Annotated in this window: 29 protein-coding genes; 15 read left to right on the top strand and 14 right to left on the bottom strand. The window is 66.4% G+C overall.

The window, feature by feature from the left end; translation table 11 throughout:
* Nucleotides 1-207: 207 nt before the first annotated feature.
* Together ACVWZ5_RS21500 and ACVWZ5_RS21495 are read right to left on the bottom strand one after the other, a co-directional pair.
* Nucleotides 208-438, bottom strand: a complete 231-nt coding sequence (locus ACVWZ5_RS21500) for a metallothionein (protein ID WP_084942718.1) — start codon at nucleotides 436-438, stop codon at nucleotides 208-210.
* Nucleotides 438-899 carry a phosphotransferase system, HPr-related protein gene (locus tag ACVWZ5_RS21495; RefSeq protein WP_457340837.1) on the bottom strand — a complete coding sequence of 154 codons (462 nt, stop codon included), beginning with the start codon at nucleotides 897-899 and terminating at the stop codon, nucleotides 438-440. Before ACVWZ5_RS21495 ends, ACVWZ5_RS21500 begins: the two co-directional genes overlap by 1 nt.
* 156 nt (nucleotides 900-1,055) lie before the next feature.
* Between ACVWZ5_RS21495 and ligD the strand changes: the two genes are divergently transcribed.
* The 5 genes from ligD to ACVWZ5_RS21470 are packed head-to-tail and all read left to right on the top strand — an operon-like array spanning nucleotide 1,056 to nucleotide 6,562.
* Nucleotides 1,056-3,515, top strand: coding sequence for a DNA ligase D (gene ligD, locus ACVWZ5_RS21490; protein ID WP_457340836.1), 2,460 nt, complete (start codon nucleotides 1,056-1,058; stop codon nucleotides 3,513-3,515).
* Entirely contained in the window at nucleotides 3,515-4,540 is a 1,026-nt protein-coding gene (locus tag ACVWZ5_RS21485) for an acyl-CoA dehydrogenase (RefSeq protein WP_457340835.1), read from the top strand. The genes ligD and ACVWZ5_RS21485 overlap by 1 nt, the downstream gene beginning before the upstream one ends.
* The gene (locus tag ACVWZ5_RS21480) at nucleotides 4,537-5,307 is read left to right on the top strand and encodes a PIG-L deacetylase family protein (RefSeq protein WP_062574117.1); all 771 of its coding nucleotides are present in this window, start codon (nucleotides 4,537-4,539) and stop codon (nucleotides 5,305-5,307) included. The genes ACVWZ5_RS21485 and ACVWZ5_RS21480 overlap by 4 nt, the downstream gene beginning before the upstream one ends.
* Complete coding sequence (locus tag ACVWZ5_RS21475; RefSeq protein WP_457340834.1) at nucleotides 5,304-5,903, top strand: class I SAM-dependent methyltransferase; 600 nt, start codon at nucleotides 5,304-5,306, stop codon at nucleotides 5,901-5,903. Before ACVWZ5_RS21480 ends, ACVWZ5_RS21475 begins: the two co-directional genes overlap by 4 nt.
* Complete coding sequence (locus ACVWZ5_RS21470) at nucleotides 5,900-6,562, top strand: glycosyltransferase (protein ID WP_062574119.1); 663 nt, start codon at nucleotides 5,900-5,902, stop codon at nucleotides 6,560-6,562. Before ACVWZ5_RS21475 ends, ACVWZ5_RS21470 begins: the two co-directional genes overlap by 4 nt.
* A 16-nt stretch (nucleotides 6,563-6,578) precedes the next feature.
* Here the strand turns inward: ACVWZ5_RS21470 and ku are convergent, their stop codons facing one another.
* The 8 genes from ku to ACVWZ5_RS21430 form a co-directional block, all read right to left on the bottom strand.
* A complete protein-coding gene (ku, locus tag ACVWZ5_RS21465; RefSeq protein WP_084942707.1) occupies nucleotides 6,579-7,415 on the bottom strand; it encodes a non-homologous end joining protein Ku in 837 nt (278 codons plus the stop codon).
* Between the two features lie 9 nt (nucleotides 7,416-7,424).
* On the bottom strand, nucleotides 7,425-7,562 hold the full coding sequence (locus ACVWZ5_RS21460; protein ID WP_172402428.1) for a PSPA7_2676 family Cys-rich small protein: 138 nt from the start codon (nucleotides 7,560-7,562) through the stop codon (nucleotides 7,425-7,427).
* A gap of 82 nt (nucleotides 7,563-7,644) precedes the next feature.
* Nucleotides 7,645-8,550: an SDR family oxidoreductase gene (locus ACVWZ5_RS21455; RefSeq protein ID WP_062574125.1), complete on the bottom strand. Its 906-nt coding sequence runs from the start codon at nucleotides 8,548-8,550 to the stop codon at nucleotides 7,645-7,647.
* Nucleotides 8,551-8,635: 85 nt separating this feature from the next.
* A complete protein-coding gene (locus ACVWZ5_RS21450; RefSeq protein WP_280071454.1) occupies nucleotides 8,636-9,760 on the bottom strand; it encodes a carboxylate-amine ligase in 1,125 nt (374 codons plus the stop codon).
* Nucleotides 9,761-9,766: 6 nt separating this feature from the next.
* Nucleotides 9,767-10,720 (bottom strand): methyltransferase, encoded by a 954-nt coding sequence (locus tag ACVWZ5_RS21445; protein ID WP_084942699.1) that lies wholly within the window; start codon nucleotides 10,718-10,720, stop codon nucleotides 9,767-9,769.
* Complete coding sequence (locus ACVWZ5_RS21440) at nucleotides 10,720-12,039, bottom strand: iron-containing redox enzyme family protein (protein ID WP_280071457.1); 1,320 nt, start codon at nucleotides 12,037-12,039, stop codon at nucleotides 10,720-10,722. Before ACVWZ5_RS21440 ends, ACVWZ5_RS21445 begins: the two co-directional genes overlap by 1 nt.
* A gap of 14 nt (nucleotides 12,040-12,053) precedes the next feature.
* Nucleotides 12,054-12,233, bottom strand: coding sequence for a hypothetical protein (locus tag ACVWZ5_RS21435; RefSeq protein ID WP_084942696.1), 180 nt, complete (start codon nucleotides 12,231-12,233; stop codon nucleotides 12,054-12,056).
* 59 nt (nucleotides 12,234-12,292) lie between these two features.
* Nucleotides 12,293-12,484 (bottom strand): con-10 family general stress protein, encoded by a 192-nt coding sequence (locus ACVWZ5_RS21430; RefSeq protein WP_028688918.1) that lies wholly within the window; start codon nucleotides 12,482-12,484, stop codon nucleotides 12,293-12,295.
* Between the two features lie 241 nt (nucleotides 12,485-12,725).
* Between ACVWZ5_RS21430 and ACVWZ5_RS21425 the strand changes: the two genes are divergently transcribed.
* Together ACVWZ5_RS21425 and ACVWZ5_RS21420 are read left to right on the top strand one after the other, a co-directional pair.
* On the top strand, nucleotides 12,726-13,937 hold the full coding sequence (locus ACVWZ5_RS21425; RefSeq protein WP_457340833.1) for a multidrug effflux MFS transporter: 1,212 nt from the start codon (nucleotides 12,726-12,728) through the stop codon (nucleotides 13,935-13,937).
* A gap of 5 nt (nucleotides 13,938-13,942) precedes the next feature.
* Nucleotides 13,943-14,539, top strand: a complete 597-nt coding sequence (locus tag ACVWZ5_RS21420; protein ID WP_457340832.1) for a TetR/AcrR family transcriptional regulator — start codon at nucleotides 13,943-13,945, stop codon at nucleotides 14,537-14,539.
* A 57-nt stretch (nucleotides 14,540-14,596) separates the two neighbouring features.
* Here ACVWZ5_RS21420 and hpaR read toward each other — a convergent pair whose 3' ends face one another.
* Nucleotides 14,597-15,019 (bottom strand): homoprotocatechuate degradation operon regulator HpaR, encoded by a 423-nt coding sequence (gene hpaR / locus ACVWZ5_RS21415; RefSeq protein WP_062574129.1) that lies wholly within the window; start codon nucleotides 15,017-15,019, stop codon nucleotides 14,597-14,599.
* A 171-nt stretch (nucleotides 15,020-15,190) separates the two neighbouring features.
* Entirely contained in the window at nucleotides 15,191-16,093 is a 903-nt protein-coding gene (gene hpaA, locus ACVWZ5_RS21410) for a 4-hydroxyphenylacetate catabolism regulatory protein HpaA (protein ID WP_062574130.1), read from the bottom strand.
* A 140-nt stretch (nucleotides 16,094-16,233) separates the two neighbouring features.
* Here hpaA and ACVWZ5_RS21405 point away from each other — a divergent pair, with 140 nt between their 5' ends.
* From ACVWZ5_RS21405 to ACVWZ5_RS21370, 8 genes are all read left to right on the top strand, one after another.
* Nucleotides 16,234-16,908: a fumarylacetoacetate hydrolase family protein gene (locus ACVWZ5_RS21405; RefSeq protein ID WP_084942688.1), complete on the top strand. Its 675-nt coding sequence runs from the start codon at nucleotides 16,234-16,236 to the stop codon at nucleotides 16,906-16,908.
* A complete protein-coding gene (locus tag ACVWZ5_RS21400; protein WP_028688924.1) occupies nucleotides 16,905-17,684 on the top strand; it encodes a fumarylacetoacetate hydrolase family protein in 780 nt (259 codons plus the stop codon). The genes ACVWZ5_RS21405 and ACVWZ5_RS21400 overlap by 4 nt, the downstream gene beginning before the upstream one ends.
* Nucleotides 17,681-19,141 (top strand): 5-carboxymethyl-2-hydroxymuconate semialdehyde dehydrogenase, encoded by a 1,461-nt coding sequence (gene hpaE / locus ACVWZ5_RS21395; RefSeq protein WP_062574132.1) that lies wholly within the window; start codon nucleotides 17,681-17,683, stop codon nucleotides 19,139-19,141. Before ACVWZ5_RS21400 ends, hpaE begins: the two co-directional genes overlap by 4 nt.
* A 66-nt stretch (nucleotides 19,142-19,207) precedes the next feature.
* A complete protein-coding gene (hpaD, locus tag ACVWZ5_RS21390) occupies nucleotides 19,208-20,131 on the top strand; it encodes a 3,4-dihydroxyphenylacetate 2,3-dioxygenase (protein ID WP_325927358.1) in 924 nt (307 codons plus the stop codon).
* A gap of 9 nt (nucleotides 20,132-20,140) precedes the next feature.
* Complete coding sequence (locus ACVWZ5_RS21385; RefSeq protein WP_062574134.1) at nucleotides 20,141-20,551, top strand: 5-carboxymethyl-2-hydroxymuconate Delta-isomerase; 411 nt, start codon at nucleotides 20,141-20,143, stop codon at nucleotides 20,549-20,551.
* A gap of 7 nt (nucleotides 20,552-20,558) precedes the next feature.
* The gene (gene hpaH / locus ACVWZ5_RS21380) at nucleotides 20,559-21,362 is read left to right on the top strand and encodes a 2-oxo-hept-4-ene-1,7-dioate hydratase (protein WP_325927357.1); all 804 of its coding nucleotides are present in this window, start codon (nucleotides 20,559-20,561) and stop codon (nucleotides 21,360-21,362) included.
* 9 nt (nucleotides 21,363-21,371) lie between these two features.
* Nucleotides 21,372-22,172 (top strand): 4-hydroxy-2-oxoheptanedioate aldolase, encoded by an 801-nt coding sequence (gene hpaI, locus ACVWZ5_RS21375; RefSeq protein ID WP_062574136.1) that lies wholly within the window; start codon nucleotides 21,372-21,374, stop codon nucleotides 22,170-22,172.
* Between the two features lie 122 nt (nucleotides 22,173-22,294).
* Nucleotides 22,295-23,254, top strand: a complete 960-nt coding sequence (locus ACVWZ5_RS21370; protein WP_260271857.1) for a ribonuclease Z — start codon at nucleotides 22,295-22,297, stop codon at nucleotides 23,252-23,254.
* Nucleotides 23,255-23,318: 64 nt separating this feature from the next.
* Here ACVWZ5_RS21370 and ACVWZ5_RS21365 read toward each other — a convergent pair whose 3' ends face one another.
* Together ACVWZ5_RS21365 and ACVWZ5_RS21360 are read right to left on the bottom strand one after the other, a co-directional pair.
* On the bottom strand, nucleotides 23,319-24,887 hold the full coding sequence (locus ACVWZ5_RS21365) for a sensor domain-containing diguanylate cyclase (RefSeq protein WP_062574138.1): 1,569 nt from the start codon (nucleotides 24,885-24,887) through the stop codon (nucleotides 23,319-23,321).
* An 83-nt stretch (nucleotides 24,888-24,970) separates the two neighbouring features.
* On the bottom strand, nucleotides 24,971-25,849 hold the full coding sequence (locus ACVWZ5_RS21360) for a LysR family transcriptional regulator (protein ID WP_062574139.1): 879 nt from the start codon (nucleotides 25,847-25,849) through the stop codon (nucleotides 24,971-24,973).
* Nucleotides 25,850-25,880 lie beyond the last annotated feature (31 nt).

Raw genomic sequence — 25,880 nt, 5'->3', positions numbered from 1 at the left:
AAGTCGCAATTGGCGGCGCCTGAACTATTGTGCACTTAGAAGCAACAGCAAGATCAAGATCAAGATCAAGATCAAGATCAAGATCAAGATCAAGATCAAGATCAAGATCAAGATCAAAAGAGCTGCTATTGAATGGTGCGCATGTTGATATAATAACTTCCCTTCATCGGAGATTCTAACGAAACAGCCGTCGAGAATGAAAGAACCTTATGGCGATATAGGATCACTCGCCGGGAATGTTTCATCCAAAGCGTTATCGACATTGCTCTCCTTCGGCTGGGTTATCTCTCCACATTTGCAGTCCGCCATGCGACAAGGCTCCCCATTGCGATGTCCCGTCGCGCAGGCTTCGCAGCAATAGGCCTTGCCATCCTGGACCACGGCATTGGCATCCACGGTGCAGGAACAGTGGTTGCAGGAACAGCGTTGCTCATTCATCACGGCTCTCTCCTGTCGTCATCAGGCACCACCTCATCGGTCCACGGCTCGCCGTCCAACGGCGCCGAGCGGGCAAGTTCGGCCTCGTCCAGGCCGATGCCGCCACCGATCTCATGGGCGTCCACCTGGCGCAGGTCCTGGTCGGCAGGCCCGCCGCCTGTGCCAGGCTCATGCGGGTCGCGAGCGCCGGTTTCATCAAACAGCGTATCCGGGCTCAAATCGTCGAGGGTGACATTGTCCTCGTGCAGGCTGTCGCTCAGGGTCTCGCCACCGGTCATGCCGCTTTCGGCGACACGTCGGGGCGGGTAATCCTCGGCGATTTCGCGGGCCGGACGCTCGTCGCCGACACGCCCGTGGCGTTCATCGCGGCGCTCGCTGAAATCCAGCTCGTGGACACTGCCCATGCGGTCCTCGGTGTCGTCGATCTCCACCTGCGGTCTTGGGTCATCGGGTCTAGGCATGAACGTTCTCCATCAGTGGGCTTCACAGGGTCGACTGCCCCCACGAAGCAATGATTCAGAGTTTCTTCACAAAGCACCGCCCCACGCTTTTTTTGAACTCCACGCCGCGCCGCCACCTCCCAATCTTGAGACCCGCGAACCCTCCCGGAGCCCGCCATGGCCAAGCCCCTGCAGGAATACCAGCGCAAGCGCGACTTCAACGCCACGCCCGAGCCGGCTGGCAAGCGCGCCAAGCCACGCTCGGCCCACGCGCTGCAGTACTGCATCCAGAAACATGATGCCAGCCACCTGCACTACGACTTGCGCCTGGAACTCGACGGCACCCTCAAGAGCTGGGCGATCCCCAAGGGCCCCTCGCTCGACCCCAAGGTTCGGCGCCTGGCGGTGCACGTGGAGGATCACCCGCTGGACTATGCCAACTTCGAAGGGCACATCCCCGAAGGCCATTACGGCGCCGGTGATGTGATCGTCTGGGACCGGGGTGTCTGGGAGCCCGAGGGCGATCCGCATGAAGCCTATGCCAAGGGCAAGCTGCGCTTTCGCCTGCAGGGCGAAAAACTATCTGGAATCTGGAACCTGTTCCGCACCCACCTGGCCGGCAAGAAAGAGCAGTGGATGCTGGTCAAGTCCCATGACGGACAGGCACGCAGCGAAACCGACTACCGCATCGTCGAAGCCCTGCCGGACAGCGTGCTGAGCGACCGCACCCTGCCACCACGGCGCCCAACCGCTTCCACGCGCAAGCGCAAGGCAGGTCACAAGTCCCTGCCGGCGCTTCTTACGCCACAGCTGGCCACGTTGGTCGACTCCCCGCCCAGCGGCGACTGGCGTTACGAAGTCAAATTCGACGGCTACCGGATCCTGGCGCGCATCGACGGTGACGACATACGCCTGTTCACCCGCAATGGCCACGACTGGAGTACGAAGATGCCCCGCCAGGTCGAGGCGCTCAGGGCGCTGGGGCTCGATGCCGCATGGCTGGACGGCGAGATGGTGGTGGTCGACGACAACGGCGTGGCCGATTTCCAGGCCTTGCAGAACGCCTTCGACACCGAGCACGACGAACACATCACCTATTACCTGTTCGACCTGCCCTGGCTGGGCGACGAGGACCTGCGCGAACTGCCGCTACAGGAGCGTCGCAACACCCTGGCCAAGCTGCTGGATGACAACGCCTCGCCGCTGCTCAGGTACTCCGCCGATTTCAAGGAGCCGATCGATTCGCTACTCGACAGCGCCTGCCGGCTGGAACTCGAGGGGCTGATCGGCAAACGTGCCGACAGCCCCTACGTCGGTCGGCGCAGCAGCGACTGGATCAAGCTCAAGTGCAAGCAGCGCCAGGAATTCGTGATCGTCGGCTATACCGACCCAAAGGGCAGCCGCCATGGTTTCGGCGCCCTGCTGCTGGCCCTGCACGACCACGACAGCGGCCAGCTGCGCTACGCCGGCAAGGTCGGCACCGGCTTCAGCGCCGCCACCCTGGACAGCATCCTCGCCCGCCTGAAACCGCTGCAGACCGCCAAGCCGCCCTTGGCCAGCCCCCCCACCGGAGCCGAAGCCCGCGGCGTGCATTGGCTCAAGCCGCAACTGCTGGCGGAAGTCGCCTACGCCCAGATGACCCGCGAAGGCATCGTGCGCCATTCGGTGTTCCACGGTCTGCGCGACGACAAACCCGCCACCGCCATCGACCTGGAGCGAGCGATGCCCGCCAAGCGCGCAGCACAGACACGACCCGAGGGCCTGGGCAACCTGCGCCTGACCCACCCCGAGCGCGTGGTCGACGCGACCACCGGGGCCACCAAGCGCCAGGTCGCACAGTACTACGCCCAGGTCGCCGACCGGCTGCTGCCGCAGCTCAAGGATCGGCCTGTCGCCCTGGTCCGGGCACCGGATGGCCTGGGCGGCGAGCTGTTCTTCCAGAAGAACGCCGGCCACCTGCACATTCCCCACGTGCTCAGCTACAGCAAGGCCCAGGCCGGCCAGGCGGCCATGGTGATCAACCGCGCCGACAGCCTGCTGGGCGCGGTGCAGATGAACACGCTCGAATTGCACACCTGGAATGCCACTAACAAGGACTTCGACAAGCCCGACCGCTTCGTGCTCGACCTCGACCCTGATCCCGCACTGCCCTGGAAAGCCATGCTCGAGGCCACCCAACTGACCCTCACCCTGCTCGATGAGCTGGGGCTGAAGGTGTTCCTCAAGACCAGCGGCGGCAAGGGCATGCACCTCGTCGTGCCGTTGACCCGGCGCGCCGGCTGGGACGAAGTGAAGGACTTCAGCCATGCCTTGGTCGAGCACATGGCCGGCCTGTTCCCTGATCGCCTCAGCGCCGTGTCCGGGCCGAAGAACCGGGTCGGGCGGATCTTCATCGACTACCTGCGCAATGGCAAGGGCGCCACCACCGTCGCCGCCTATTCGCTGCGCGCCCGCGAGGGCCTGCCGGTGTCCGTGCCGATCTGGCGCGAGGAACTGGCCCAACTCAAAGGCGCGAACCAATGGAACATCGGCAACCTGCAGGCCCGGCTTGCCGAGGTGGACGATCCGTGGGCCGACATGGCCAAAACCCGCCAGTCGATCACCTTGCGCATGCGCAAGCAATTGGGGATCGCCTGATGGAACCGACCCACTTCGATCAACTGCTACACCGGCTCTCTGCCCGTGCGCAGCCCCTCGAACTCGAACCCTTGCTGCCGGAACTGCTGCGGGCTCTGCAGCGCGAACACCTCGACCTGCTTCCCTTGCCCGGCCAGGGGCGGACCCTGGAGCGCTGGCGGGCCCTGGCGCGGGTCGCTGCTTGCGATCTCAGCCTGGCCAAACTCTACGAGGGCCATACCGACGCCCTGGCGATCCTTGCCGAATGCGGCGCTGCCCATCATGCCGGCGAAGGGATCTGGGGCGTGTGGGCTGCCGAGCCGCCGGATGCCCGCACCCACATCGTCGAACGGAACGGCGAGCAGGTTCGCCTGCAAGGCCGCAAGTCCTGGTGTTCGGGAGCGTTGCAGATCGACCGTGCGCTGCTGACCGCCTGGCAGGACGAACAGCCTCAACTGGTGGCCAGCGAGCTTGGTCACCCGAGCCAGCGTATCCAGGCCGACCACTGGCAGGCCGTTGGCATGGCCGCCACCGCCAGTGTCGCCATCAGGTTCGACGACTCGCCCGGGCTGGCCATCGGCGAGCCCGGCCAGTACCTGTCCCGCCCAGGCTTCTGGCACGGGGGCGCGGGCATCGCCGCCTGCTGGTACGGCGCGGCCGCAGCCTTGGCGGACTACCTGCGCGAACACTGCCGCAAACCCCGGCCCGACCCACACGCCGACGCCCACCTGGGCGCCGTCGATGCGGCCTTGTTCGGAGCCCGCGCCGCCCTGCGAGAATGCGCCGCCTGGATCGACCGCCACCCAGGCGACGATGCCAGTTACGAGGTACGCCGCACCCGCGCCCAGGTCGAGCAGGCGGTCGAGTTGGTCATCCAGCATGTCGGCCGGGCATTGGGCGCAACGCCGTTCTGTCGCAACAGCCATTTCGCCCGGCTCAGCGCCGACCTGCCGGTATACCTGCGACAAAGTCACGCTGAACGCGACCTGGCCGAGCTGGGGCGGCAACTGACCGATGATATGCCTGAAGGAGCATGGGAACTATGAGCCAGAATCTGATCCAGGCCGCTCACGGCACGCCTTGGAGCGCCTGGCAACAGTCTGCGTACCTGGCCCGCGCCACCTGGCTGACGCCCGACCGACTGTGCCCGCCCGGCAGGCGCCTGGTGCTGCTGGCGCCGCATCCGGACGACGAGATCCTCATGGCCGGCGGTCTGTTGGCCAGCTTCCACGGCCGGGAACAGGACCTGGTACTGATTTCCGCCACCAACGGCGAGGCCAGCCATCCTCACTCCAGCCAATGGACCGAGCACCGCCTGCGCCATCAGCGCCCTTTGGAGAGCCGCCATGCCCTGCAAAAGCTGGAGCTGGACCTCAACCGCGTCGATTGGCAACGGCTCAACCTCAAGGACGGCGCCCTGCCCCGCGATGAGGCGTTCCTGGTCGCGCACCTGGAGCAATTGCTGCAGCCCGACGACCTGCTGCTGACCACCTGGCGGGGTGATGGGCACTGCGATCATGAAGCGGCCGGCCGCGCCTGCGCCAGGGCGGCGCAATCGTGTCGCGCGCAGCTGGCCGAGGTGCCGGTCTGGGCCTGGCACTGGGCCGCACCCGACGATCCGAGGCTGCCGTGGCCGCGGGCACATCGCCTGTCGCTCGACGAGGCGCGTCTGGCGCGCAAACGCGAAGCCCTGGCCGCCCATGCCAGCCAGTTGCAGCCCGATGGCGACCATCCGCCGGTACTGCCCGAACACCTGCAGGCCTGCCTGCTGCAGCCCTTCGAACTGGTCTTCCTGTCAATGGAGTCGCCATGAGCCTCGACGCGCAGTATTTTGCCGACCTGTATGCCGACAACGACGACCCATGGGCCTTTCGTACCCGCTGGTATGAACGGCGCAAGCGCGACCTGGCCCTGGCCAGCCTGCCCCGCCAATACTACGAGCGCGTGTTCGAGCCGGCCTGCGCCAACGGTGAACTGAGCATCCTGCTGTCCGAGCGCTGCGCCGAGCTGCTGTGCCAGGACATCGACCCCACCGCCGTGGCCCTGGCCCGCCAGCGGCTGGCGGGCGCGAGCCATGCCCGCGTCGAACAGGGCCACCTGCCGGGGGACTGGCCGGGCGGACAGTTCGACCTGATTGTGCTCAGCGAGATCGGCTACTACCTGGCACCCACCGAGTGGCTGCAGGTGATCGAGCAATCGGTGGCCAGCCTGAGCCATGACGGCGGCCTGCTCGCCTGCCACTGGCGCCATCCCATTGCCGCTTGCCCGCAGGAGGGTGGCGAGGTCCATGCCCTGCTGGCCCGACACCTGCCACTGTACCCGCTGCTGCGCCACGAGGAGGCGGATTTCCTGCTCGAGTACTGGTCGTGCCAGCCCAGCGCCGTGGACCTGAACGAGACCTGCCCATGATCGCCGTCATCATTCCGGCCCACAACGAGGCCCGCCGCCTCGGGCACTGCCTCGCCGCCGTCAAGCTGGCGGTAGCGCGGGCCGAGGCGGCGGGCCTGGTGGTCGAGGTGCTGGTGGTCCTCGATCGCTGCGTCGATGCCAGCGCGCGCATCGCTCGCCGTCATGGCGTGCACACCCTGGACCTACAGGCTGGCAACGTCGGCATTGCCCGACGCTTGGGCGCGGCGTGGATGATCGAGCGCGGGGCGCAGTGGCTGGCCTTCACCGACGCCGACAGCCGCGTACCCGTGCACTGGCTGGTGTCGCAACTGCAATGGCATGCCGACGCGGTCTGCGGCACGGTGCACATCGAGCGCTGGCAATCGTGGCACGGCGCCGCCCTGCGCCAGTTGTACCGCAGCCGTTACCAGGCCCGGGACGGCCATCGGCATATTCACGGCGCCAACCTGGGCGTCTGCGCCAAGGCCTATGAGCGCGTCGGCGGATTCCAGCCATTGCCGGCCCACGAAGATGTGCAACTGGTGCTGGCCCTCGAGGCCAGTGGCGCGCAGATTGTCTGGACGGCGGCGCACAGCGTGGCCACCAGCAGTCGCCGGGACAGCCGCGCCCGCCAGGGCTTCGGCGACTACCTGAATGGGCTGGAGGGGCAACTACCGTAACCTCTGCGCAACCGCGCTATGATGCTTTGCGCGGTCGCTTGGCCGCCGGTTTCTTCGCCTTGGTCTTGCCACCCAGGCTGCGCTTGAGCAGCTCGGTGAGGTCGATGATGTCCGCGCCCTTCTCCGCTGGCGCGCCCTTGCCTTCGTCCACGGTCTCGATCTTGCCCTTGCTGGCCTTCTCTTGCACCAGGTCGAGGATGGTCTGGCGAAAGGCATCATGGTACTCGTCGGGTGTCCATGGCCCACTCATGTCTTGTACCAACTTCCTGGCCATCTCCAGTTCGCGCTTGTCCAGCTTGCTGTCGGTCACGCTCTTGTCCAGTTCCAGCGACTCCAGGCCGCGCACCTCCTCGGGCCAGCGCAGGGTAATCATCACCAGCGCGTCTTCCAGCGGGCGCAGCAGCGCCAGATGCTGGCGGGTATGCAGCACGACGGTGGCCAGGGCGACCTTGCCGGTGCTTTCCAGGGTCTCGCGCAGCAAGGCGTAGACTTTGCCGCCACGTCGGTCAGGGCTCAGGTAATAAGGCGTGTCGAACTGTTGCAGGGGGATTTCCCCCGCATCGACGAACGAGAAGATATCGATGGTCTGGGTCGCCTCGGGCCGGGCCTTGCGAATCTCTTCCTCGCTGATCACCACGTAGCGGCCCTTCTCGTACTCCACGCCCTTGACGATGTGTTCCTTGTCGATCTCCTTGCCGGTGACCTTGTTCACCCGTTTGTAACCCACCGGCTCCATACTGCGCTTGTCGAGCCAGTCGAAATCCACCCGCTCGCTGCGCACGGCAGTGTTCAGCGAGACAGGGATGTGCACGAGGCCAAAGCTGATCGCGCCTTTCCAGATTGCCCGGGCCATGGTCGGCTCCTACACGTCGAACGGTTGACCGGGCTGGCTGTAGCGCAACGCGCCGCAGCGCTCGCAGCACTGGCACTGGAGCCCGGCGATTTCACGGACCAACAGACTGCGCCATTGGCAGCCACGCAGCAGGCAGACGAGTTTCATCAGCCACCTCCCTGGCCCGCATGAATAGGGGCTCTTAAAAGAACTGACTGCGCGGCGCGGCCAAGGTTTATTCGACTTTGCCCTACGGCAGTGGATTACCCCCCGTGACGCCGAACACCTCCCCGGTGATATAGCTCGACTCCTGGCTGGCCAGCAGCACATACAGCGGCGCGCATTCGGCAGGTTGGCCGGGACGTTTCATCGGTGTGTGCCCGCCGAAGTCGGGAATCTTCTCCGGCGGTTGGCCGCCGCTGGGCTGCAACACGGTCCAGATCGGGCCCGGCGCCACTGCGTTGACGCGGATGCCGCGCTCGATCACCTGCTTGGCCAGCGCCTTGGTGAAGGCAACGATCGCCGCCTTGGTGGTGGCGTAGTCGAGCAGCGTCGCCGATGGCTGGTAGGACTGGATCGAGGCAGTGTTGATGATCGTCGCCCCGGCCGGCATCAGCGGCACGGCAGCCTGGCACAACCAGAACAACGCGTAGACGTTGGTCTTGAGGGTGTGATCGAACTGCTCGTGGGTGATCTGGCCAATGTCCTTGCGCGCCACTTGCTTGCCGGCGACGTTGACCAGGATGTCCAGGCCGCCGAGCTGTTCGTGGGCCTGGTCCACCAACTGGCTGCAGAAGCGCGGGTCCTTCAGATCGCCAGGAAGCGCCACGGCCTTGCGCCCTTCGGCCTCGATCAGCTGGACCACTTCACGGGCGTCACGCTCTTCCGTGGGCAGGTAGTTGAGGACGATGTCGGCGCCCTCGCGGGCGAAGGCGATGGCCACGGCGCGCCCGATTCCCGAATCGGCGCCGGTGATCAGGGCACGACGACCGACCAGGCGGCCGAAGCCTTTATAGGTGGTTTCACCGTGGTCGGGCTTGGGTTGCATGTGGGCATCCAGGCCAGGGGCGGCTTGGCCCTGGGCCGCAAAGGGCGGATGGGGGTATTGGGTCAGGGGATTTTGCAGGGTGAATTGGTCATGGGGCTTGCCGGGCATGGGTGGGGCTCCTTCTGTGTTGGCTGCATGTTGTCGAAATGCGGGGCACACAGCTTTCGAGGCAGGCGACCAGCGAATGGTTTACTCAATGAGTCCCGAGCACCGACAGCTGGTGATCCATCACCTGCTTCACCACCTTGCGCATCGCCTGCCGGTCATCCAGACCTTGTTCACGGGCCAGCGCATAGGTTTCGCGCTGGTGATCGGCACTGGTGCCGTCGCGCAGGATGCGCCGGGCGTGGATGAAGGCGCGTTCGGCATCGGCGGTGTCGGCCGGGCATTGCAACTGCAGTTGCGTCAGCCAGCCTTCGGCGCTCACCGGCTGTTGCTCGTGCACGCCGATGAAGATGCCCAGGCGGCCCTGACGCAGGGCACGCCAATAGTTTTCCTGGGTGACCCAGCGCATCTCGCGGCTGGCGACAGCGTCACTGCGCCCCAGTGCATGCTCGACAAGATGGCGAAACAGCCCGGCGACGGCCAAGGCATCGTCCAACCGGGGGCAGCCATCGCAGATTCGCAGTTCGACGGTCGGAAACCGCCGCGAAGGCCTGATCGCCCACCAGAAGTCGCCGTCCTCGGCCAGGCTGCCGGTGCGTTGCAGCAGCGCCCGGTAGCGCTCGTAGGCGCTCCAGTCCGGCAGCGGTTCGGGCAGCCCCATGTGCGGCCACTCCCCGCACACCACGCGTCGGTAGCTCATGTAGCCCGTATCCTGGCCGCCCCAGTACGCAGACGAAGTGCTGAGCGCCAACAGCAGCGGCAGCCAGTACAACACCCGATTGATCACCTGCATGCGATCGACGCCGGCCGGCACACCGACATGCACGTGCAAGCCGTTCAAGAGGCTGCGCCGGGCCACCAACTGGTAGTCGTCGAACAGTTGACGGTAGTGCGGGGTATCCCGGGGACGCTGGCGCAACCACTGTGCACTCGGGTGGCTCCCCGCGCCGTAGAGGCCGGCCCCCTCGCCCGCCAGTGCCTGGCTCAGGCGCTGGCGCTGCTCGGTGAAAAAAACACGGGCCTGATGCAGCGTATCGAACACCGGCGAGGCGACCTCCACCTGGCTGCGGAACATTTCCTCGGCGAACCAGGGCCCCAGCGCATCGCGGCAACAACGGCCCACGGCCGGGGATGGCGCGGCCAAGACACGCCCCGTGGCCAGGTCGACCAGCAGGTATTCTTCCTCGATGCCGAACGTGCAAGGCCGCGCCATGCTGCATCAGCCCCGGCGGGTGACAGTCAGGGCAACGGCGGCGATGCGCTCGACCTGCTCGTAACCAGGCTCGAGCAACTGCTCGCCGAACACATCCGGGTCCAGCTCCCGATAGGACCAGCCGAACGCAGGTCCGGCCAGGCGCAGGCGTACGGCCTCGAGCAGCGCGTCGCGCCCCTCGACGATCGCGACACCGGTGTACAGCAGCAACGTGCCGCCGATCGACAGTCGCTCACGGGCCTGCTCGACAATGCGCAGGGACAGTTCGGCGCCCAACGTGCCCCCACCGTGGCGGTAAGCGCGCTGGGCGGCGTCGAGCATGTAGGGCGGATTGGCGACGATCAGGTCGAACGTGCCGACGATACCGTCGAGCAGGTCACTGGGCTCTACCGAGACGTTGGCCACGCCGGCCAGGGCCGCATTGATGGCGGTGTGGCGCAGGGCCATGGGGTTGATGTCCACCGCGCTGACCTGCGCATGCTGTGCGGCGCGGGCGATCAGCAACGCGCCGACGCCACTGCCGCAGCCAATGTCGACGGCATGCTGCACGCGCTGGGGGCTGTGCCGCAGGTGATCCTGGATCACCTGGGCGAACCGGTAACTGTCGGGGCCGAAGAACACCGCATCGCGGCTGTCGGTCGGCCAGGCGGAATGCACCAGCAGCAGGTCGTCCAGGCTCGACCAGCGCACCCTGCTGCGCCACAGCGTTCCTTGTGGTTCGAGCACGCCGGCAGTATGCAGGTGTTGCAGTTCGTCAGCGCTGAGCAGCGACGCGGCGAACGGTCGGCTCCAGCCAAACACATCGCGCAGGGTGCGAGCCTGGCGCGCTTCGGCGCGGGCATTGACCCTGGCCTGGGTCGCCGGGGTCACGCAAGTAAAACGGTAGCCGTCGGCACGCAGACGCCGCCCCAGTTGCAGCAGGGCCTCGTCGGCACAGGTCTGGTCCTGGTCGAGCAGCATCAGTTCGGCCCTCCCTGCGTCAAACCGGTGGCCTGGATGAACGCACGGGTCGCGCGCAGGCCCTGAGGTGTGGAGTGGCGATTGCCGGCCATCGCTTCGATCAGCGCGGCGATATCGGCCACCTGCGTTACGCCCGGCGCCTCCTCCTCCAGTTGCAAGGCCTGCTCCCACTGACCCGGCGGCACCCGACGCACACCGGCTCCCTGCCAGCTGCCGGCGATCCAGTCGTGCCAGAGCTGCTTTTCATAGGCATCGAACACGCCGAACATGGCCGCCACCGGACCATCGATCAGCGACCAGAATCGACTCTGCCGGGGGTCGCTATCGCGCTTGATCCACCCCTGGGCTTGCAGTGCATCCAGGAACCCGGGCATCGCACCGGGCTCGGCGAGCCACTGGTTGATGGTGCGCCCCTGCAGGCGACAGCGGTCCGAATGCATGCACTGTCCATAAACGCGCTTACGTTCCAGGGCATCGAGCAACTCGGCCTGCAGGTCGAACGAAGCGATCAACGACGGCGTGTCGACGCCCAGGTCATTGAGCCGATAGCCATGTCTGACGCGCTCGTAGAACGCCGGTCCCTGATCCCGGGACAGGTCGATGAAGCTCTCCAGGGAGCGCCGCGCGTGACCGCTGGCGGCGTTGTCGATGGTCACATGCAGCTGGAAGTAATGGGCGTCGATGCCCAGTTCTGCCAGCTCATGGGTAGTGATCAGCAGGTGCAACGGTGGCTGCTCGTACCCCAGGTTGTAACCGATCACTTCAGGTAGAAAACGATCACAGTGCTGCCCCAAGGCCAGTTGCAGCGCGCCTTGCAGGTAACGTGCGGAAGGTAGCGGCGCGCCTTGCAGGCAGCCGAGACGACTGAGCAACCGCTGGTAGATCAACACATGGTTGCAGCGCGGATCGCCGTCACCCAGTTCTTCGAGATAGGTGCGGATCAACCCGTGAAAACGCGGGTCCCGCCAATGGCACAGGGCGCCGTGCAACCATGCGCCGTCGACCGCCTTGGTCGGCGCGACCTGTTGCAGGAACCACAACGCATGGGCCCGGTTGGCGAAGTAGCGGCGCGCGGCCCCCTGGCGCCGTTGTTCAAGATAAGCCGTGTGTTCACTGGCGACCCGCTGGGCATGGGCGGCTGACCATTCCAGCAATCGCCCGGGATCATCCGGCAGATCGTCCGCAAGCGTACGCACTTGGCGCAGCTGCTGCTGCAGCCAGGCCTCGCCTGCCGGATCAGCGCCCTTGAGCAGGGCCCGATAGCGATGCTCAAGTCCATCGGTCGCCTTGTCAGTCACACACTCAGTCATCGCCACCATGCCCGGTACCTCGCTCATGGATTCTGCGGTCTGGTCTCAGGGGACGGGTTGGTCGTGGGTGTATCGGGTTGCTGCATCTGCAGCGAGGGCTTGCTCGGGTCGGCGTCCTTGGCCGGATGGTCGTTGTCACGATCGAAACAACCGCTCAGCAGGCTGAGGCTGCCGATCAGGCAGATAAAAGGGGCGATACGCATGGTGCCTCCTGGGTGGGGTATGCGCGGTGCCAGGCAAGCCCGGCACCGCGTGCCCTCACTTACGTGCGGCCACCCTTGCGGCCGGACTCGGTCTGACGGTGGTCGCCGCCACTGCTCTGACCGCCCTTGCGGCCGGCTTCGGAGGCCTTCTCGCGGTCGTTGGCGAAGTTGCCCGGGTTCTTCGATCCACCCTGGCTGCCGGTCTTGTTGCTGTCCTGGCGACCGGTCATGTTGCTGTCTTTGTTGGCCATGGTTGCAAAACCTCGTGTGGCTAAGGGATGCACGGCTGCATGCCGTACAGGATTGGGAGTACGGAGATAAGGCGGGATTCGGATTATTCCGGCGGGATCGGACCGGTGGCGCTAAACATGCCGCTGCCCTGTATCTGGGACGCAAGCGGACGCGGGCAGGGTTGACCCCTTCAGGCACTCTGGCATAATCCACACAACCTACCGGCCGGTAGGTTTGTTTTCGTCAACGGATTTTCCAGTCATGCCTGCTTCCAGCCTGCGCTTCGCCGCCTCCCTCGCCCTGATCGGCGCCCTCGGCCCTTCGGCCATCGACATGTACCTGGCCAGCCTGCCGGAAATGGCCCGCGACTTCGCCACCGGCTATACCCAGGTGCAGCTGACCCTGACCGTGTTCCTGCTGGCGATGGGTGCCGGCCAGTTGCTGTTCGGCCCCGTGGTCGATGCCCTGGGCCGTCGTCGCCCGCTGCTCGCGGGGTTGGTGGTGTTCAGCCTGGCCTCCCTCGGCGCGGCCGCCGCGTCTTCGTTGGACCTGCTGCTGATCGCACGCCTGGTCCAGGGCCTGGCCAGCGCGCTGACGCTGGTGGTGATCATGAGCATGGTCCGCGACAGCGCCGACGGTGCGCGGGCGGCGCAGATCTTCGCCCTGCTGATGACCATCGAAGGCCTGGCGCCGATCCTCGCCCCGGCGTTGGGCGGGGTGATCGACACGGCCTATGGTTGGCGGGCGATCATGCTGGTGCTGGCCGGTCTGGGCCTGCTGACCTTGCTCAACTCGATGCTGACGCTCGGCGAGACCTTGCCGGCGGGGCAGCGGGTACGCCTGGCGCCGGCCCGCGCATGGCGCACCTATGCGCGCATCGCCGCCGACGGCGCGTTCCTGCGCCCGGCCCTGGCGTTGTCGGCGGTGTTCTTCTTCCTGTTCGCCTACATCGCCGGCTCCGCCTACGTGTACCAGCAGCATTTCGGCCTTTCCAGCGCCCACTTCGGCCTGCTGTTCGGGGCCTGCGGCGTTGCCATCCTGCTCGGCGCGGCGCTGTCCGGCTACTGGGTGACGCGCCACGGCGTGGCTCGCGTGGCCTGGTGGGGCGCGCTGTGCATGGGCGGCGGCGCGCTGCTGGCGGTACTTGCCGGGCTGAGCGGCACGGGCCTGGCGCTGCTGCTGGCGGGCGTCGTGCCGGCGCTGTTCGGCCTGGGCATTTGCGAGGCCACCTTGATGGCCCTGGCGATGTCGTCGCAGCAACGTGACGTCGGCTCCACCGCAGCCCTGCTCGGTGCCCTGCAACTGGTGATCTCGTCCAGTGCCACACCGTTGGCCGGCCACCTGGCAACCCTGGGGCCGCTGGCCTGGGCCTGGCTGCTGGCGGCCGCTGCCCTGGTCATCGTCGGTTTGACCCGCGCCGCCGTGGCAAAGACAATCAGCGCCTCGCCCTGCCCTAGCGTCAACCCGGAGTGACCGCCTTGAAAGCCCTGACCCCTTCCGCCGCGCGTATCTGCGACCATGCCGTCGTGCATTTCGCCGAACATGGCTACGACGGCTCGTCATTGAGCGAGATCGCCGCCTTGGCGGGCATGCGCAAGGCATCGCTTTATGCCCATTTCGCCAACAAGGATGCGTTGTTCGTGCGCGCCTTCGAACGGGCGCTGGCGGACGAAACCGCCTACGTCGAGGCGGGGTTCGGCCACGAGGCGGCGGGCCGCGAGGCGCCGGGGCACTGGCACCCGCTGCACCTGGCCGAGCGCTACGCCGCCTCGGCCAACCTGCGCTTCGTGCTGCGCACGGCGTTCCTGCCGCCGGCGCCGATCCGCTCGGTTGTCACCGGCGGCTTCGAGGCCTACCTGGAGCAGATCCGCCTGGGCTTCTGCCAGGCCCTGCGCGAGCGCCACGCCTGGGCCCGCAGCGATGGCAACAAGCTGGAGCTGTATGGCGACGCGTACCTGGGGATCATCGACAGCCTGCATGTGGAGCTGCTGTACGCGAACCCGGCGGTGTATGCACGGCGGGCGGCTTCGTTGCTGAAGATTCTCGATGATTCGCTGTATCTTGCCGGTCTGTAGGGGGACCCTGTACACGATTCAAGGGCCCCGCGATGGCGGAGGTCAGCGCTCGCGGCATCAGGGCCTGACCTTCTTGAGCTCGTTCAACAACTCCATCAACTTCTCCAACTTGTCCTCGCCGAACTGGCGCTGGATCTCCTGGTAATTGCGCTCCATCTCCTCGCTCATGGCCAGGAACGCCTGCTGGCCGCGCACGGTCAGGCTGATGAAGATCCGCCGCTGGTCCTCCGGCGACTTGCGCCGGCCCACCAGGCCGTCACGCTCCAGGCGCTTGAGCACGCCGCTCATGCTCGGTTTGAGGATGCAGGCCTGATCCGCCAACTGGTGGCTTTCCAGCTCGCCCTGCTGGCGCAGGATGCGGATCACCCGCCACTGCTGCTCGGTCAGGTCGTGGGCATTGAGGGCCGGGCGGAAGAACGCCATGGTCGCTTCGCGGGCCTGCAACAGGGTCAACGTCAGGGAAGGTCTTGGATTGGTCATCAGGATAAGCGGCTGGATTTATTAAGATATTAATAAAGTGAAAACCATTTTCACCCGTGCTGTCCAGCCCCAGTGAAAAGTACCAGCGCTCCCGGCAAACGCGCATTTTCCAGGCAGCGCCTTCGTTGCACGATCAGGTGAAGCCTGCAGCGCGGAGCTGATCGCCTCATGTCAACGCAATCCCGCCTGGCGCTGGCGGTATTCCCCCGGCGTCATCTGCGCATGGCGCTGGAAGAAGCGGCTGAAATACGCCGGATCCTTGAACCCCAGCCGGTAGCAGATCTCGTTGGCCGAACCGCCGGTGTACAGCAGCAACCGCCGCGCCTCCTGCATCAGCCGTTCGAACACCAGGCGCTTGGACGGCAGGTCGGCCATGCGCCGGCACACATCGTTCAGGCGCGCCTCGGTCACCCCCAGCGCCGCCGCATAGGCCGGCAGCGTCCAGTGGTCGAGGTAGTGGCGCTCGATCAGCTCGTTGAAGCGATGGAACAACTGCAAGTCCTCGTGCCGCGCGGGCGTTGCCTCCAGCGAATTGGCGCCCAGGCGCAGCAGGCTGATCATCACCAGCCGCGCCAGGTCCTGCACGGCGGTGCCCTGCCCGGCCTGGCCATGGCCGATTTCGTCGCCAAGCAGGTCGAACAGCTGCTCCAGGCGCCGTACCTCGCCGGCCGCCGTGCCCTGCAAGTGCCCCAGGGCAACGCAGGCCGGTTGCAGCCGCGGTCCCAACGCCAGCCCGGGCTCGGCCTGCAGCAGTTGCCAGACCAGTTGCTGGCGCACGGTCAGCACATGGCCGTCGGCGTCGGCCTCGGTGACGAAGGCATGGGGAATGGTCGGCGGGGTAAGAAAGAACATCGGCCCGGACTCGTGGTAGCGCTGCTCGTCCAGGTACACCCGCACGCTGCCGCTCTTGACGTAGTGCACCTGGAAGAAGCGGTCATGGCGGTGCACCGGCATGTTGCGGCCGAAAAAACCGGCCAGGTTGCCCAGGCGGTCGTAGTGCACCTCGCTGTCGCTGTAGCGCTGGTCATAGACCTGACCGATGTTGATGTTGGGGATCGGCTGTCGTTCTTTCATTGTTGTTCTCGCAGCGGTGAAACGCGCCGGGGAAACCATCCTAGCACCACCGGCCGGCGGTGGACGCCTTGACGATCGTTAACATATTAAATATAAAGTTAACACATTAACAAAAACACCATGAAGCGCAGGAGAAAAGCATGAGCCGTGCCTTGCACGAGGTCGCCAACGGCAGCTTGTTCGGCGTTGCCCTGAACTACCAGGGCCTGCTGCAGCAGCATCTGGCATCCTTCCATGAAGCGCCGTACCGGCAGCCGCCGGTCAAGCCGGTGCTGTTCATCAAGACCCCGAACACCCGCAACGGGCATGCCCAGCCGGTAACCTACCCCTCGGCAGTCGAGCGACTGCAACCCGGCCCCGCGCTGGGCGTGGTGATCGGCAAGGACGCCAGCCGCGTCAGCATCGACGACGCCCTCGCGCATGTGGCCGGCTACACCATCGTCAACGAGTTCAGCCTGCCCGAGGACAGCTACTACCGCCCGGCGGTCAAGGCCAAGTGCCGCGACGGCTTCTGCGCCATCGGCCCGCAGCTGGTGCCGGCCGCGCAGGTCGACAACCCCGACGCGCTGGGCATCCGCCTGTGGGTCAACGGCCAGTTGCGCCAGCACAACAGCACCGCCAATTGCGTGCGCGGCGTGGCCCGGCTGATCGCCGAGATCAGCGAGTTCATGACCCTGCATGCCGGCGACGTGCTGATCACCGGCACCCCCGAAGGTCGCGTCGATGTGCTGCCCGGCGACCGGGTGACGGTCGAGATCGACGGCCTTGGCCAGCTGACCAACCCCATCGTCGCCGAACAAGGACTCGCCCCATGAAGCACGCCCGTATCCAGTTCGACGGCCAGGTCCATCAGGTCACCGTCGAGGACGACCAGCAACTGCGCCTGGCCGATGGTCGCCTGGTCCAGGCCGACCAGGTCACCTGGCTGCCACCGGCCACCGGCAACATGTTCGCCCTGGGCCTGAACTATGCCGACCACGCCGCCGAGCTGGCCTTCACCCCGCCCACCGAACCGCTGGCGTTCATCAAGTCGCCGGGCACCTACACCGGGCACGAGCAGGTGACCTGGCGCCCGGACAACGTCAAGTACATGCACTACGAGTGCGAGCTGGTGGCGGTGATCGGCAAGCCGGCGCGCAACGTCAGGCGCGAGGACGCCCTCGACTACCTGGCCGGCTACACCGTGTGCAACGACTACGCCATCCGTGACTACCTGGAAAACTACTACCGCCCCAACCTGCGGGTGAAGAATCGCGACGCCACCACCCCGGTAGGCCCGTGGATCGTCGACGTCGCCGATGTGCCGGATCCGTCGAACCTGACGCTGCGCACCTGGATCAACGGCGAGCTGAAACAGCAAGGCAGCACCGCCGACATGATCTTCGACATCCCCTATTTGATCGAATACTTCTCCAGCTTCATGACCCTGCAGCCCGGCGACATGATCGCCACCGGCACCCCGGAAGGCCTGGCCGACGTGGTCCCCGGCGACGAAGTGGTGGTGGAGGTGCAAGGGGTCGGCCGCCTGGTCAACCGAATCGTCAGCGAAGCCGAGTTCTTCGCCCACAAAGCACACGAGGCAACAGCATGATCAAGCACTGGATCAACGGCCGCGAGGTCGAGAGTCGCGAAACCTTCATCAACTACAACCCGGCCACCGGCGAGGCCATCGGCGAAGTCGCCAGCGGCGGCGCCGAGGAAGTCGCCCAGGCCGTGGCTGCGGCAAAAGAGGCCTTCCCGAAATGGGCCAACACCCCGGCCAAGGAACGCGCCCGCCTGATGCGCCGCCTCGGCGAGCTGATCGAGCAGAACGTACCGCAGCTGGCCGAACTGGAGACCCTGGACACCGGCCTGCCGATCCACCAGACGCGCAACGTGCTGATTCCCCGCGCATCGCACAACTTCGACTTCTTCGCCGAGGTGTGCACGCGCATGGACGGGCACACCTACCCGGTGGACGACCAGATGCTCAACTACACCCTGTACCAGCCGGTGGGCGTGTGCGGGCTGGTGTCGCCCTGGAACGTGCCGTTCATGACCGCCACCTGGAAGACCGCGCCGTGCCTGGCCCTGGGCAACACCGCGGTGCTGAAGATGAGCGAACTGTCGCCGCTGACCGCCAATGAGCTGGGACGCCTGGCGGTCGAGGCCGGCATCCCCAATGGCGTGCTCAACGTCATCCAGGGCTACGGCGCCACCGCCGGCGATGCCCTGGTGCGGCACCCGGACGTGCGCGCCATCTCGTTCACCGGCGGCACCGCCACCGGCCGCAAGATCATGCAGACGGCGGGCCTCAAGAAGTACTCCATGGAATTGGGCGGCAAGTCGCCGGTACTGGTCTTCGAGGATGCCGACCTCGCCCGGGCGCTGGACGCCGCGCTGTTCACCATCTTCTCGCTCAACGGCGAGCGCTGCACCGCAGGCAGCCGCATCTTCATCCAGGAGAGCGTGTACCCGCAGTTCGTCGCCGAGTTCGCCGCCCGCGCCAGGCGCCTGATCGTCGGTGACCCGACCGATCCGAAGACCCAGGTTGGCTCGATGATCACCCAGCAGCACTACGACAAGGTCACCGGCTATATCCGCATCGGCCTCGAGGAAGGCGCACGCCTGGTGGCCGGTGGCCTGGAGCGTCCGGCCGGGCTGCCAGCGCACCTGGCCAAGGGGCAGTTCATCCAGCCGACGGTGTTCGCCGACGTGAGCAACTCGATGCGCATCGCCCAGGAAGAGATCTTTGGCCCGGTGGTCTGCCTGATCCCGTTCAAGGACGAGGCCGAGGCGCTGCAACTGGCCAACGACACCGAATACGGCCTGGCGTCGTATATCTGGACCCAGGATATCGGCAAGGCCCACCGCCTGGCCCGCGGTATCGAGGCGGGCATGGTGTTCATCAACAGCCAGAACGTGCGTGACCTGCGCCAACCGTTCGGCGGGGTGAAAGGCTCGGGCACCGGGCGCGAGGGTGGGCAATACAGCTTCGAGGTCTTCGCCGAGATCAAGAACGTGTGTATATCCATGGGTAGCCATCACATTCCGCGCTGGGGCGTGTAAAACGGGGCTGCTGCGCAGCCCTCGCCATGGACACCAAGAACAACAACCTTCAACAGGAGACATACCATGGGCAAACTCGCTCTCGCCGCCAAGATCACCCATGTGCCCTCGATGTACCTGTCCGAACTGCCCGGCCCGCGCCAGGGCTTTCGCCAGGCGGCCATCGACGGGCACCACGAGATCGGCCGGCGCTGCCGCGAACTGGGCGTGGACACCATCGTCGTGTTCGACACCCACTGGCTGGTCAACGCCAACTACCACATCAACTGCGCCGCGCACTTCGAAGGCCTGTACACCAGCAACGAACTGCCGCACTTCATCGCCAACATGAACTATGGCTTCCCCGGCAACCCCGAACTGGGGCGGATCCTCGCCGAGCAATGCAACCGCCTGGGCGTGGAGACCATGGCCCACGACGCCACCACGCTGGCGCCTGAGTACGGCACCCTGGTGCCGATGCGCTACATGAACACCGACCAGTATTTCAAGGTGGTCTCGGTCTCGGCGCTGTGCACCTCGCACTACCTCAACGACAGCGCGCGCCTGGGCTGGGCCATGCGCAAGGCGGTGGAGGAACACTACGACGGTACCGTGGCGTTCCTGGCCAGCGGCTCGCTGTCACACCGTTTTGCCCAGAACGGCCAGGCCCCGGACTTTGCCACCAAGGTCTGGAGCCCGTTCCTGGAAACCCTCGACCACCGCGTGGTGCGCATGTGGCAGGACGGCGACTGGGCCGACTTCTGCGCGATGCTGCCCGAGTACGCGGTCAAGGGCCATGGCGAAGGCTTCATGCACGACACCGCCATGTTGCTCGGTGCGCTCGGCTGGTCGCGATACGACGGCAAGGCCGAGGTGGTGACACCGTACTTCGGTTCTTCCGGTACCGGCCAGATCAACGCGATCTTCCCGGTCACCCCGCAGGACGGCAGCGCGATCCCCGCAGCCCAGGCCTCGAACCCGGTCGGGATCACCTCCACAAGCCGCCTGTAAGGAGCCCCCATGCCCCATCTGGTCCTGCTCTATAGCCCGGATATCGAAGCCGACGCCGATATGCCCGGCCTGTGCCGCGCCCTGGCCGACTGCATGCTCGCCCAACGCGACGAACATGATCGCCAGGTGTTCCCCACCGGCGGCACCCGCGTGCTGGCCTACCCGGCCGCCCATGCGGCGATCGCCGATGGCCGCGGCGACTACGGCTTCGTCTACGCCAACCTGCGCATGGGCAGCGGTCGCAGCGCCACGGTGCACCGGCAGGTCGGCGATGCACTGCTGGCTGTATTGCGCCAGCGACTGGACGCGCTGCTGGAACGTCGCCCGGTCGGCGTGACCCTGCAGATCGATGAGAGCCAGGCGCAGGCGTACGACGCCAAGCACAGCAGCCTGCATCCCCTGTTCACCCGTCAGCCCTGAGGTCTCCATGCTCGACGCCCGCATCATCCAGCAAGCCGCCGCCCGCCTAGACCAGGCCGAGCGCACCCGCGAACAGGTCGGCCAGTTCTCCCTGGAACACCCCTCGATCAGCATCGAGGACGCCTACGCCATCCAGCGCGCCTGGGTGGCACGCAAGATCGAGGGCGGCCGCAAGCTGGTCGGCCACAAGATCGGCCTGACCTCCAGGGCCATGCAGGTCTCCTCGAACATCACCGAACCGGACTACGGCGCGCTGCTCGACGACATGCTGTTCGACGAAGGCAGCGACATTCCCTTCGAGCGCTTCATCGTGCCCCGGGTCGAGGTGGAGCTGGCGTTCATCCTCGGCAAGCCGCTCAAGGGGCCGAACGTGAACCTGTTCGACGTGCTCGACGCCACCGAATGGGTGATTCCGGCCCTGGAGATCATCGATGCGCGCATCCAGCAGGTCGACCCGCTCAGCGGCGTGACCCGCAAGGTGTTCGACACCATCTCCGACAACGCCGCCAACGCCGGCGTGATCATCGGCGGTCGCGCGGTGCGCCCGGGCGACGTCGACCTGCGCAAGGTGCCGGCGGTGCTGTACCGCAACGGCGTGATCGAGGAGTCCGGCGTGTCGGCGGCGGTGCTCAACCACCCGGCCAAGGGCGTCGCCTGGCTGGCCAACAAACTGGCGCCGTACGACGTGGGGCTGGAGGCCGGCCAGATCATTCTCGGCGGTTCGTTCACCCGCCCGGTAGCCGCCCGTCCCGGCGACACCTTCCACGTCGACTACGACCAGCTTGGCTCGATCGCCTGCCGATTCGTCTGAGGACCCACCATGGACATGCCCATCAATACCTTCAAGCAACGCCTGCGCACGGGCCAGGCGCAGATCGGCCTGTGGCTCGGCCTGGCCGATCCGTACTGCGCGGAACTGGCGGCCAACGCCGGCTTCGACTGGCTGCTGCTCGACGGTGAGCACGCGCCCAACGACCTGCGTGGCCTGCTCGGCCAGTTGCAGGCGGTGGCGCCCTACCCGGCCCAGCCGATCGTGCGCCCGGTGATCGGCGACACCGCGCTGATCAAGCAATTGCTGGATATCGGCGCGCAGACCCTGCTGGTGCCCATGGTCGAAAGCGCCGAGCAGGCACGCCAGCTGGTGCGTGCGATGCGCTACCCGCCCCACGGTGTGCGCGGCGTCGGCAGCGCTTTGGCACGAGCGTCGCGCTGGAACAGCCTGCCCGGCTACCTGGACCAGGCTGACGAACAGATGTGCCTGCTGGTACAGGTGGAGAACCGCGAAGGCCTGGCCAACCTCGACGCGATCTGCGCCGTCGAAGGTGTCGATGGCGTGTTCATCGGTCCCGCCGACCTCAGCGCCGCCATGGGCCACCGGGGCAACCCGGGGCATCCCGAAGTACAGGCAGCCATCGACGATGCCATCGTACGCATCGGCCGTGCTGGCAAGGCGGCGGGGATCCTCAGCGCCGACGAAGCGCTGGCGCGCCGGTATATCGAGCTAGGGGCTGCGTTCGTCGCTGTGGGGGTCGACACCACGGTGCTGATGCGCGGCTTGCAGACGTTGGCAGGCAAGTTCAAGGAAGGGGCCGCTACCAGCGCCCAGGGCGGTGTCTACTAGTCCGGCCTGGTAGCGCGTAAGCTCGATGTTGGGAGCGTACTGGCCCCTGCGACAGTGCCATGCTAGCCTCCGCGCGCCCCGCCCTGCGGGGTCGCAACAACATCGAACCAAGGAGTCAGGCAATGGACCTGCAGTTTCTGGGCACCTCTTCCGGTGTGCCCACCAAGGCCCGCAACGTCAGTGCGACTGCGGTCATCGAGGCATCCGGCACGGGGTGGTACCTGGTCGATTGCGGCGAGGGCACCCAGCACCGGCTGCTGCACAGCCCGCTGTCGGTGCGCGACCTGCGCGCCATCCTCATCACCCATGTGCACGGCGACCACTGCTTCGGCCTGCCGGGGCTGCTGGCCAGCGCTGGCATGTCAGGGCGCAAGGAGCCGTTGCAACTGGTGCTGCCGGCCGACCTGCAGGCCTGGGTGCGCCAGAGCCTGGCGGTCAGCGATACCTACCTGCCCTTCGAGCTGCAGATGCAGCCGGTCGAGACCTTCACCGGGCTGGAACATGGCAATGTGCAGATCGGCGTGGTCGAGCTGTCGCATCGGGTGCCGTCCTACGGTTTCGTGTTCGAGGAACGTGACCCCGAGCCGCGACTGGACACCCAGCGCCTGCAGGCGGACGGCATCCCCGCCGGGCCGATGTGGGGGCAACTGGCCCGTGGCAGGACTGTCGAGCACGAGGGGCGCCAGCTCGATCCGCAGACTTACCTGCAACCGACACGCCCAGCGCAACGGATTATCGTCTGCGGCGACAACGACCGCCCGGAGCTGTTGAGCACGCTGGCGGCGAACGTGGATGTGCTGGTGCATGAGGCCACCTTCACCCAGCCGGTGGTCGAACGTACCCAGGCCACCTTCGGCCACAGCACCGCCGCCGCGGTGGCGCGCTTCGCCGAAACGGCGGGTGTCAGGAACCTGGTGCTGACGCATTTCAGCGCCCGCTACCAATCCGGCGGCGGGCGTGGCGGCTCCATCGAGGAAGTGCGCGAGGAGGCACAAGCGCACTACAACGGGCACCTGACCCTGGCCCGGGACCTGCAGCGTTATCGGCTTGGCCGTGATGGGGTGGTGGTCGAGGTGGAGTAACGCCTAAGGGTTGATCCTGGCATGGTCGCGCGACGCTGGTGATGGCTGAATGATTCCTGGGGCCTCAATGCGCCGGATGCTGCTCCACACTGCCCGCCAGGCAGTAGCGATCCCGCCCCTGGCGCTTGGCTGCATACAGCGCCGCATCCGCCGCCGCCATCAGGTTCTCCGGGGTCACCGTCTCCAGCGTCGGCGCGCCCACCGCGATACCGGCACTGGCCGTGACATGCCCCAACGGGCTGCCGGCATGCTCGATGGCCAGCCGGCGCAACAGCTGCAGGATCTCCTGGACGATCTGGCTGGCACCCTGGACATCGGTATCGGGCAACAACAGGGTGAACTCCTCGCCACCATAACGCACCGCCAGATCCCCTGGGCGTTTCAGCGCCTGTCGCAGCAGCTCGGCGAAACGCCGCAGGCACTGGTCGCCCACCGGGTGGCCGTAGCGGTCGTTGTAGGCCTTGAAGTAATCCAGGTCGAGCATGACCAGGGCCAGCGGCCGGCCCTGGCGACGCGCCCGGCGGATCTCCGGCTCGAACACCGCGTCCAGCCGTCGACGGTTGCCCAGTCCGGTCAGGCTGTCGCTCAGGGCCAGCGCCTTGAGGGTCTGGTGGGCCTGGTGCAGCGCGCGCTCGATGGCGATGCGCTCGCGCAACTGGCGCAGGACAATCCAGCCGAAGCCGGCCAGGCCGACCAGCAGCAGAACCAGCACCGCCAACGACTTGATCATGTCACGCCGCCAGGGCCCGACAATCGACTCGAGGGACAAGCCCGCCTGCACCACCAGCGGGTAACTGGACAGCGCGCGGAACGCATACAACCGCGTCGTGCCATCAACCACCGCCACCGCCTCGGCCACCCCTTCGTTGGCGTAGGGCAGGTAGTGTCGGAAGATCTCGCTGCCCGCCAGGCTGCGGCCGATGACCTGCTCGACGAAGGGCCGTCGCACGAGGATGGTGCCGTCACGCTTGGCCAGAACCAGGGCGCCACGCTCATCGATCTTGAAGTCGCCGTAGTAACGCACGAACCAGTCGACCTTGATGGTGCCCAGCAGCACCCCGGCGAAGCGTCCATCGGGCAGGTCCAGACGCCGCGAGATGGGGATGATCAGGTCGCCCGTGGAACGGCTGCGCACCACCGAGCCGATGCGCACCTGGCGGTCGGCATGGGTCTGGTGGTAGAGGAAATAGTCGCGGTCGGCGTTGTTGGCCCCCGGCGGCACGGCATCCTTGTCGGTGACGATCCAGCTGCCATCGGCGCCATAGACGAACAGGCCGTGCAACTGCGGCATGATCTGCGCCTGTTGCTTGAGCAGGGCGTGCAGGCGCGGTCGATCGACATGGGCAAAGCCATCGCCTTCCAGGCGCTCGGCCAGGACCGCGGTGATCGCGTCCACCTGGCGGATGGCGTCCTCGGCGTGCTGGGCCGTTGCTCGGGCCAGGTTGGTGACCGCGTTCTCGGCGTCGCCGAACGCCTGCCGGTAATCGCGCCAGATCCGCCAGCCCTCGATCAGCACGAACGCCAGCATCACCACCGCCATGAATCCCAGCACCAGGCGGAACAACGACACGGCGCGGCCCTCGCCGGTCACCGCGAAGAGGCCGTCATCAGTCTGTTTCCTGGCTGCTGCCATCGAAGTCCCTTGTCGTCACGCACTGGCCGCTCATCACTATAGTTCAGCCAGGCAACTGTCTATCCCCTGTAGGAGCGGCCTGTTCAACCAAGCTGCGCCACGATCGCCTCCATCAGCGCCCGCACCCGCCTCGGTTGCACCCGGGTCGGCGGATAGACGATCTGCAGCGCCACCGGCCCGGCGCTGAAGTCACCCAGCACCTCCACCAGCCTGCCTTCGTCCAGGTCATCCTGCACATCGCGCAGCGACTTCAGGCACAGGCCATGCCCGGCCAGGGCCCAGCGCCGCACCTGCTCGCCATTGTTGGCAACCCGCCGGCCGCGCACGCTGACCGGATACGCCGCCGCGCCCAGACGGAACGGCCAGACCCGCTCGGTGTGGATGCCGAAGCGCATGACGATGCAGTCGTGCCGCGCCAGGTCGTCCGGGTGCAACGGTGTGCCGTGCCGACGCAGGTAACCGGGCGCGGCGCACACCACCCGACGGTTGTCGCCCAGCGTTCGGGCATGCAGGGAGCTGTCGGCCAATGCGCCGTAGCGGATGGCGAGGTCGATGCCCTGCCCTACGAGGTCGACGTAGCCGTCGGTCAGGTCCAGGTCGATCGACACGTCGGGGTGCTCGGCGAGGAAACGGTCGAGCAGAGGCACGATGCAGTGCTGGCCGAGGTCCACCGGCGCGCTCAGGCGCACCAGCCCGGAGATCTTCTGCTGGCCGTGCCGCAGCTGGCTCTGCAACTCCTCGGCCTCTGCCAGCAGGCGCCGGGCGCCGTCGGCCAGCAGGCGACCGGCTTCGGTCAGGCTGAGCGAGCGGGTGCTGCGGGTCAGCAGCGTCACCCCGTAATGCGCCTCCAGCGCCGACAGGCGCTCGGACACCGTGGCCGGTGACAGCCCGCGTTCACGGCCCGCCGCCGACAGGCTGCCCTTTTCGATGATGGTAAGGAACAACGCCAGTTGATCCAGCATGGCTTTCGATTTATCCGAAATATGATTTTGC

It is taken from the genome of Pseudomonas sp. TE6283 (assembly GCF_054060555.1).
Note: the sequence above shows the minus strand (reverse complement) of the source record. Positions and strands in the feature narration are given on the sequence as shown.